This window comes from Candidatus Synechococcus spongiarum SH4 (assembly GCF_000586015.1).
GTDB classification, from domain to species: Bacteria; Cyanobacteriota; Cyanobacteriia; order PCC-6307; family Cyanobiaceae; genus Synechococcus_B; species Synechococcus_B spongiarum_F.
Genome location: NZ_JENA01000044.1, coordinates 1 through 9713, shown reverse-complemented (window position 1 = coordinate 9713; position 9713 = coordinate 1). Strand labels below are relative to the sequence as shown.

Genomic DNA, 9713 nt, shown 5'->3' with positions numbered 1-9713 from the left:
GGCGATACCGTAGCCAAGAATCTGAAAGTGACTCGGTACACGTATGTACGATCTATTGTATCTGATCAGGATAGTGCTTTGTTTCTTAGCGAATTTCATTCTCAAAGTGATTATACTATTAACACAAATACCTTTCCTCTTCTTGTTCAGAAGAATCAATGGGTTGAGCGCAATGCTGAGATCTCCAATGGCGTGTTAAGTCCAATTGCAGGATTAGTTAATATTTATCCCATCAAAAAAGAGCAACTTTTACTAACCCGCAATACGGAGATTAGTGCTGAGATCAGTGCCCAGCTCGAAGCCCATCAGGTTAAAGCCGTGAAGGTCCGTTCGCCGCTCACCTGCGAGACGCCAAAATCCGTCTGCCGTCACTGCTATGGCTGGGCTTTGGCCCACAACAAGCTGGTTGATCTGGGAGAAGCTGTGGGTATTGTGGCTGCCCAGTCCATTGGTGAGCCCGGTACTCAGCTCACCATGCGCACCTTCCATACTGGCGGTGTGAGCACAGCAGAAACGGGAACTGTGCGCTCGACAGTTGCCGGTATTGTTAGCCTTGGCGATCAGGCACGGGTACGGCCCTACCGCACACCCCATGGTATTAATGCTTATATTGCTGAAACGGATTTCCAGTTGACTGTCAAATCCACTTCGGGCCAGGAGCAAAGCGTCTCCATAACCTCTGGTTCTGTTCTATTTGTCAAGGACGACAGTCTTGTCAACCGCGACGATGTGCTGGGACAGATTGCAAGTGGTAATGTGAAGAAGAGTGTTGAAAAGGCCACCAAGAATGTTATCTGTGACCTGGCTGGTCAAGTTAATTATGACAAGGAGATTCAACCCCGAGAAGCCACAGACCGCCAAGGTAACGTTACTGTTAAAGCACAACGATTAGGACAACTCTGGGTTCTTAGTGGAGACGTTTATAATTTGCCTCCCAACGCTGAACCAGTGGTTGAGGCTGATTGTGCAGTTCAAACAGGTGATGTGCTTGCAGAAAGTCGCCTACGAAGTGAATATGGTGGTGATGTACGTCTGCGAGACGCTACAGGTGACTCACGCGAGGTGCAGATTGTTACAGCTAGGCTTACAATTAAAGATCTAAAGTTAATTGAAGAAAGTAGCCATGCTGGTGAGCTGTGGCATTTAGAAAGTGATGATGGTTTAATCTATCGTCTAAATACTAACCCGGGCAATAAAGTTAATCAGGGTGACGTTATTGCTGAATTGAGCGATGAGCGCTTCAAGACCCAGAGCGGTGGTTTAGTGAAATTTAGTCCCGGCTTAAGTATTAAGAAATCCCGTTCAAATAAGCATGGCTTTGAACTGTCTCATGGAGGGACCTTACTATGGATTCCCCAGGAAACCCATGAAATCAATAAGGATATTTCTTTGTTGATGGTCAAGAATTATCAGAAAATTGAAACTGGAACTGAAGTTGTCAAAGATATCTTTAGTCAGATTTCAGGCATTGTAACAGTCGTTCAGAAAAATGATATTTTGAGAGAGATAATCATAAGAAGTGGTGAAGTACATTATTGTGATATGAACAAAGTGAATCACAAAGAAGCTCTTGAGCGCTTTTCTGAGGAAGGTATACTTGTTAATCCTGGAGATACATTAATTGAAGGTGAATTGATTGCTAAGGATATTCATTATGTGGAGTCTGTTTTGGACCCATCCGAGGGTAGTCCCTTCCTTCTTCTTCGTCCCGTCGAAGAGTTTGCCATTCCAGACGATGCTTATGTTCCTGCCACCACGTCAATTAAGAAAGCCAAAGGTCCTTCCATGACCTTGAAAGCTCAACAGCGCTTGATGTTCAAGGATGGTGAGCTGGTGAAGTCCGTGGAGCCAGTGGAGCTTCTACGCACCCAAGTCATTCTTGAAACCGCTGATACAACACCACAGATGACTGTCGATGTGGAAGTGGTGCCCGGTCGTACCAAGAAGAGCCAGCGGCTCAGCATGGTGATCCTGGAAAGTCTTTTGGTACGCCGCGACACCCTGTCTGATGCAACTCATGGCTCTACGCACACGGAATTGAAAATAGAAGATGGCAAGCGTGTGAAGCCGGGCCAGATTATCGCCACAACACAGATTCTCTGCAAAGAAGATGGTGTGGTACAAATTCCTCCTCTTGAGGCACGTATTACAAAGTCTTGGGATACTCCGTTGGAGAAAGATGCTGTGGTTGAGCTTTCCGCAGTGGAAAGAATTAATAATCAAGTAAGAAGTGTAGGTAAGAAGCCAGCTGAGTTTGAGGCTGAGCCTGTTCGGAGATTGATTGTGGAGCGGGAATCAGATACTTTCAATGTTGTGGTTCCGGAAAGTATTTCTGTGGATGTAAAACTAGGAGAACGTCTTGTGCAAGGGGATCCCTTGGTGAAGCACCAGGAGAACCTGCCTGACTGCCAACTGAAAATCCGTAGCGGTGACATCCATCTTTGCCATGATAAACATGCTTGTGAATCTTTCCGTAAGGTCCAGTTGGTTTACCCGTGGCAGTCCATCACTGAAGAGCCGCTTGCAGGCGCCTTGACATGCGTTGAGGCTGTCGAGACCCCAGAAGGTTCTGGTTTGCTGGTCAGTCCCCTTGATCAGCAACAGACCTGCCCCATTCATCCCAGCACTCAACGTTTTCATCATCATGGTCAGTGGGTGGAGAAGGGAACGGAAATAGTGGCCACAAATAACCAGATCAGTGGCATTGCCAGAGTCACAAAGGGACCCCACCTTCAGACAGTGAATATTCGTAGCGGCCGGCTAATATCTTGTAAAAATAAGAGCACTCTGGAGCGCTTCCAGCAAGGCCAATTGGTTGTAGAGGGTTTTGTTTTAGATGAAGACGTCACACTAGACACATTGACGTTTGTTGAATCTGTTGACAGACTGGAGGGTTCAATGTTGCTGCTTAGTCCTGTGCAAGAGTTTACCATTCCACAGGAATCTTATTCATTTAATCAAGATACACCTCTTCTCGTTGTCAATGGCCAGTCAGTTGAGATTGGTACTGAGATCATGCCAGATGTCTATAGTAAGTTATCTGGTGTTGTAATGATTAGCTATAAAGAACAAAAGTTGACAATTTGCGATGGTGAGCTAAAGATGTGTCAAGACCAATTAATGTTAGATCACTTTAGAAAAGGTTTGTTATCCGACATTAACGATAAAATGATTACTAAAGATATGATTGAAGATTCGGAGAACTTACGAAATCTTTCTGCAGTTTATATTCAATCTGTTAATACTCCGGAAGGTTCTGCTTTATTGCTTAGTCCAGTACAGGTTAAGACATTTGCTACTTTAGAGGAAACTCACGTATTTAACCCAAATGTTGACCTATTGATTACTGATAGACAATGGATAGACCCTGGAACACGGCTGACCGAAGCCCCTATCATCAGCCAAATCGACGGTGTAGCGATTCTTACGGATAACAGCATCACCATTCTTTCTGGAGAACAGCATTTCTGTGACAATCAGAGTATTCTGAAGCGCTTCTGCAAAGGCATATTGGTTGATCCAGGCGTGGCTTTAGCAGGAGATCTCGTTACAGATGTATTGACTTATGTTCAGTCTGTAGATACTCCTCAAGGCTCTGCTCTTTTGATTAATCCTCTGTCTCAAGAAGTTTATCAGATCAACCGTAACCAGACTCCCCTTCAAGTCCAGCAAGGGCAATATGTCCAGAGTGATGACATATTGGCTCAGGGGCTGAAGACGAAACGATCCGGCATTGTGGTGATTGGGGAGGTTCATACCACCTCCCCCACCAGTGGCGTGGTGGAAGCTATCCGTCCAGGTTGGCTGCGTCTCCGTGTTGGCCGCCCTTATATGGTCTCTCCGGAGTCCATTCTTCACGTTCGGGATGGCGGCTTGGTGCAGCGCGGTGACGCCCTCGCTCTGCTGGTGTTTGAACGGGCCAAAACGGGTGATATTGTGCAAGGTCTGCCCCGCATCGAAGAACTGCTTGAAGCCCGTCGGCCTCGCGATGCTTCCGTCCTGTGTCAGAGTTCAGGACGTGTGAAGCTGGAGGTCAATGAGGACGAAGAGGTTTCGGTCAAGATCATTGAGGAGCAGCAAGGGGATGGCTCCTATGATATCCCTTCGGATCACAGCATGTTTGGGGGACCAGCCAAAGTCAGCAGACCGGCTCCATGGAGCGAGGATCAACACAAGACAGCACTGCTGGGTGTGGGCGAATTGAGCGCGCTGATGGTGAAGCACCTGCAAGATCTTTGTCGGCAGTACGGCCTGAAGGGCTACACCTCATGGAAAAAACCGGAGCTCTGCCACAGGCTGGAGCGTGCTGGCGTCACGGCTCCACCCCCAGCATTACAGGATCTCAAGGCTGACCAACTGATTGACCTTGTGGAGAAGCTTGATCCTGCTGGTGAGCAGCGCATGGACTTGTTGAAGGGTGACTTGAATCAACAAACACTTGCTGAACTGGAACAACTGAGCAGAAAACACAATATTCATATCGCTCCCCCGAAGAAAAAAGGGACAAAGACTATTTTGATTCAATACTTGAAGGATGCAGATGTTTCTATGCAAGCTCCTTCAGTTGACACACAAAAGGAGAAAAATATTATCGCTTTTATCAATGAGATTGATCCTTTTCAGAAGAATCGAGCAGAATTTCTGGAAGGTAGTTTTGATAGCCAGTCATCTCGCCAACTCAAGAAATATTGCAAAGACAATGGGTTAAAGGCTTATTCCAAGCTTGATAAGACAGCGCTTTGTGCAACTCTGAAAGATGCTGGTGTACAAGCTCCACCACAGCCTCTGGAGGATTTAGATAAGCAGCAGCTTGTACAGCTTGCAGACCAGCTTGACCCGAGAGGGAAGAAGGCTTCAACCTTCTTTAAGCCAAGTCTTGAGCAACAATCCATCAAGACACTGCAAAAACTTTGCAAGAAGCATGGTTTGAGGCCATTGTCACAGCAGAGTCAGTCTGTCAGGAAGTCAGAACTCTGTCAAAAACTGAGCCAGGCGGGGATTCTTCCTCCACCTCCACCTCTGGACACCCTCAAGAAAGGCGAACTCATTGAATTGATTCGACAGATGAAGGTTCCCGTCTCTACGGAGATGCCTGCCGTGGTTGAACCCATGATGACGGAAGATGATCGTGTCCACCTTTACGACATTCCCTTGGGGCGCAATGTCATGGTTTCGGATGGTCATCAGGTCCAGGCAGGAAGTGCGTTAACCGATGGACCGATCAATCCCCATGAACTTCTGGAGGTTCACTTCAAGGATTTGCTGCGCCGCCGTCAATCTACGATGGAGGCTGCCCAAGGAGCCATTGCCACTGTGCAGCAGCGCTTGGTGGACGAGGTGCAGTCGGTCTACCGGTCCCAGGGGGTCACCATTGACAACAAACATATTGAGGTAATCGTGCGTCAAATGACCAGCAAGGTGCGGATTGAAGATGCTGGAGACACCACTCTCCTTCCCGGGGAGTTGGTTGAACTGCCCCAGGTGGCCAAAACCAATGCAGCCATCGCTGTCACTGGTGGAATGCAAGCCCAGTTCTCTCCCATGCTCCTGGGTATTACCAAGGCCTCTCTCAATACCGATAGCTTTGTCTCCGCCGCCAGTTTCCAGGAAACTACGCGGGTGTTGACAGAAGCGGCAATCGAGGGCAAAAGCGACTTGCTCCGTGGCCTGAAGGAGAACGTGATCATCGGTCGTCTGATTCCTGCTGGCACAGGCTTTGATGGCTTTGATGATCAATTACAGGATGAGGCTGGCCCCCATCCCGACATTCTCGACGATGATCAAACCGGCTACCGTCGCCTATCCAGTTTGCGGCCGGACTACACGGTTGAGATTCCTGTACCCAGTCACGCTGCCCCTGTTCTGGACGACCCATCGGATGAGCAGCTTCGCAAAGCTCGCCGCCGGATTGACGACACCAGCATCAGTCCCGCTGCCTTGACACGCCCGGGTGAATCCAACGATCCGGTGGACACGGCGCTCCCTTCAGAGGCTCTCCCCCAGGAGCAGAGCAGCACAGAAGACGAGCCTGATGAGCAGGACTGGAAGAAGCCGGAAGAGAACCTTATCATCCATGACAGCGCACAGGCAGAGTCCCTGGAAACAGAGTCCCTGCCCATGGACGAGAGGTTTGAACTTTAGCCTTGGTTCCTCTGTTACTTTCTTCTTCGTCGACTGCCATGCTTGAGCCTCGCATTGTTCCACAACGCCGCCAGCCCGCTTGTGGGTTCCACGGCCATGTCGAGAGACTCAACGGGCGCGTTGCCATGGTGGGTTTTATGGCTCTACTGCTGGTGGAAATCCTTCTGGGCCACGGACTGCTGGTGTGGAAGTAACCCAACTGAATCCTCCTCCTGTGAATCCCGCCCCGGACGCCTTCGTGCTGCTGGGGATGAGTCCTGACGACCTGCGGGCCTGGTTAGCCTCCACCGGCCAGCCTCCCTACCGTGTCCGTCAACTGCAACAGTGGATCTACCACCGAGGAGCACGGCATCTGGGCGCCATCACCGTGTTGCCCAGGGATTGGCGGGAGGCCCATCGGCATGTGGGCATTGGACGCTCCCGATTGGCGCAGCAGGTTCAGGCTGGAGACGGCGCCACCAAGCTGTTGTTGGAGCTTGAGGACGGGAACACCGTTGAAACTGTGGGGATTCCCACGGCGGAGCGGTTGACCGTCTGTGTGTCCAGCCAGGTGGGGTGTCCCATGGCCTGTCGCTTCTGCGCCACGGGCAAAGGAGGATACCAACGCTCCCTGGCCAGTCACGAGATGATTGACCAGGTGCTCAGCATGGGGGAGGTCATGGGACGTCAACCCACCCATGTGGTGTTCATGGGAATGGGAGAGCCCCTGCTCAATCTTTCCGCAGTGTTGAGCAGCGTTCAATGTTTCTGCCGTGACCTGGGCATTGGCCAGCGGCGCATCACCATCAGCACCGTGGGCATTCCCCACCGCATCAACACCCTTGCCCGGAAGGCTCGTCAGCAGTTGGGGCGCAGCCAGTTAACTCTGGCTGTGAGCCTCCATGCTTCCAACCAGTCTCTGCGGGAACACTTGATTCCCACTGCCAAGGCCTATCCTCTGGAGGACTTGCTGGAGGACTGTCGTTCCTACGTGGCCCAGACAGGACGGCGGGTGAGTTTCGAGTACGTTCTCCTGGCGGGCATCAACGATCAGCCCCATCATGCCGTGGAGTTGGCGGAACGAGTCCGAGGGTTTCAAAGCCATGTCAACCTCATGGCCTACAACCCGATCCCGGAGGAAGACTTTCAACGTCCTCGTCCCCAGCGGGTGGAGCGTTTTCGGCAGATCCTGGCCCGGCAGGGGGTGGCGGTGAGTGTGCGGTCCAGTCGGGGCCTGGACCGTAATGCCGCCTGTGGCCAACTGCGCCGCCGTTTATCAACCACCGCAGCCGCCCCTATTCCACGGTGACGCTCTTGGCCAGGTTGCGCGGCTGATCCACGTCCAGACCCCGGTGGGCCGCAACGTGGTAGGCCAACAGTTGCATGGGCACGATGGTCAAGAGGGGCGAGACAAGTTCATGGACGGGGGGAATGGGCAGCAGCACGTCAAAGATCTCCGTGTCCCCACAGACGGGACCAATGCCAATGAGACGGGCATCACGGGCCTTGGCCTCCTGGGCATTGGAGAGCACCTTCTCGAACACCGGTCCGGGCGTGGCAATGGACACCACCGGCACATGCTGATCCAGCAGGGCAATGGGACCATGCTTCATCTCGCCAGCGGGATAGCCTTCCGCATGGATGTAGCTGATTTCCTTCAGCTTCAGGGCGCCTTCCAGGGCAATGGGATAGTTGATGCCCCGCCCCAGGTAAATCACGTCCCTGGTTTCTGCAAAACCATGGGCCAGTTCTGCACAGCACTGGTCCATGGCGTGCAGCGTCCGGGAGAGTTGCTCCGGCAGTTGCTCCAGGGCTTGCCGGCAGGCTTTCACCTGGGCCGAGGCGCCATGGCGCTGGCTGGCCAGGAGCAGGGCAATGCCGTAGAAGGCCAGCATCTGGCCCAGAAAGGTTTTGGTGGCCGCCACGCCGACTTCCACCCCGGCCTTGAGGTCCAGAACATGGGGCACCAAGCGGCCGAGGGAGCTGTCAGCGCGGTTGGTGATGCCCAGCATCAGGGGCGGAACATTGGGCTCCAGCGCATGGCGCCGTTCCATCTCAATGGTCAGGGCCGCCAGGGTGTCAGCGGTTTCTCCGGATTGGGTCACCCCAATGGTGAGGGTTTGGGGCATCAGCGGCGGCGGCGCATAGCGAAACTCGCTGGCGTAATGCACGCTGCTGGGAACGCCAGCCAACTGCTCAAGGAGATGGGCCCCCACCAGGGCGGCATGGCGGCTGGTGCCACAGGCCAGAAGCTGCACCCGCTGCACGTTCCGGAGAACTGTTGCCAGGCTCTCATCAGCCGGCGCCGCCAGGCAGCGCTCCACCCAGGCAGCAGCCACATCCGCCTGCTCATGGATTTCCTTGAGCATGAAGTGACGAAAGTGCCGTTTATTGGCGGTGTAGTCGTCCCCCCGCAAAGGTTGAGGGGTGCGCTGGATGCGCTGACCGGATCCATCAAACAACTCCACCCCCAAGGGGGTGAGACGGGCCATTTCCCCATCCTCCAGACTGACGATGGTGCTGGCAAAACCTGCCAGAGCAGGGGTATCGGAAGCACAGAAAAACTGCCCTTCCCCCAGGCCAATCAGAAGTGGAGCATTGTAGCGCACCGCAACCAACTCTCCAGGCTGACCCTGCCAGACGACCGCCAGGGCATAGGCGCCTTCCAACTGTTCAACCGCACGGGCCACCGCTTGGCGCAGCAGGTCTGTTGGGGGCGCCGTTCCCCGCAGGTCCGCCAGGGCCTGGGCCACCAAGTGAGGGATTACCTCCGTATCCGTGTCGGATCTGAAGCGAACGCCCTGCTGCTCCAGGCCTTGGCGCAGGAGACGATGGTTTTCGATGATGCCGTTCTGGACCACCGCCACCTGGTCAGCCTCATCCAACTGGGGATGGGCATTGCGAACATCCGGCTTGCCGTGGGTGGCCCAGCGGGTATGGCCAATGCCGCAGCAACCGGCGACGGGGCTCTTTTCCAGCTTCTCCCGCAGATGGACCAACTTCCCCTCCGCTTTGCGGCAGTGGAGTTGGCCGGGCATTACCGTGGCCAAACCGGCGGAATCGTAGCCCCGATACTCAAGGCGTTGCAGACTTTTCAGCAGAAGAGGGACCACCTCGCGGGAGCCAATCGTGGCCACGATGCCACACATACCGCACCAGCACTGAGAGTGGCCTCAGTTTGACAGGCCTGGCGGGAAAGCGCCAGTGGCCATGGCCTTCTCGGGCATGGAACCGCTGTCTTGAGCCGCCAGGCAGAGGCTAATAGGCCAAGCCCATGCTGCGGGTTGTCTCGTCGCCCAGGTAGACGCGGATGCTGAGAAAGTCTGTTGGGCAGGCGGTTTCACAACGCTTGCAGCCGATGCAATCCTCAGTGCGGGGAGAAGAGGCAATCTGGCTGGCCTTGCAGCCATCCCAGGGAACCATCTCCAGGACATCCAGAGGGCAGGCGCGCACGCACTGGGTGCAGCCAATGCAGGTGTCGTAGATCTTGACGCTGTGGGACATGCCCGGAAGTTACGAACAATTGCCCCCTGAGCTTACGCAGTAACTTTCCGATCATCCGCAAGATGCAACGATCACGTCACGGTTGTTTA

General features: G+C 53.4%; 4 protein-coding genes and 1 pseudogene. 3 read left to right on the top strand and 2 right to left on the bottom strand.

The window, feature by feature from the left end:
- Window positions 1-243: 243 nt before the first annotated feature.
- From BG35_RS14240 to rlmN, 3 genes and pseudogenes are all read left to right on the top strand, one after another.
- Window positions 244-5721: pseudogene (locus BG35_RS14240) on the top strand (DNA-directed RNA polymerase subunit beta''); the annotation flags it as partial.
- 458 nt (window positions 5722-6179) lie between these two features.
- On the top strand, window positions 6180-6335 hold the full coding sequence (locus BG35_RS0103440; RefSeq protein ID WP_025781719.1) for a CAB/ELIP/HLIP family chlorophyll-binding protein: 156 nt from the start codon (window positions 6180-6182) through the stop codon (window positions 6333-6335).
- A gap of 56 nt (window positions 6336-6391) precedes the next feature.
- Window positions 6392-7429 carry a dual-specificity RNA methyltransferase RlmN gene (rlmN, locus tag BG35_RS0103435; protein ID WP_034416852.1) on the top strand — a complete coding sequence of 346 codons (1038 nt, stop codon included), beginning with the start codon at window positions 6392-6394 and terminating at the stop codon, window positions 7427-7429.
- On the opposite strand, the gene glmS is transcribed toward rlmN, so the two are convergent.
- Together glmS and psaC are read right to left on the bottom strand one after the other, a co-directional pair.
- Window positions 7416-9269, bottom strand: coding sequence for a glutamine--fructose-6-phosphate transaminase (isomerizing) (gene glmS, locus BG35_RS0103430; RefSeq protein WP_025781717.1), 1854 nt, complete (start codon window positions 9267-9269; stop codon window positions 7416-7418). The genes rlmN and glmS overlap by 14 nt on opposite strands.
- 109 nt (window positions 9270-9378) lie before the next feature.
- On the bottom strand, window positions 9379-9624 hold the full coding sequence (psaC, locus tag BG35_RS0103425; protein ID WP_025781716.1) for a photosystem I iron-sulfur center protein PsaC: 246 nt from the start codon (window positions 9622-9624) through the stop codon (window positions 9379-9381).
- Window positions 9625-9713 lie beyond the last annotated feature (89 nt).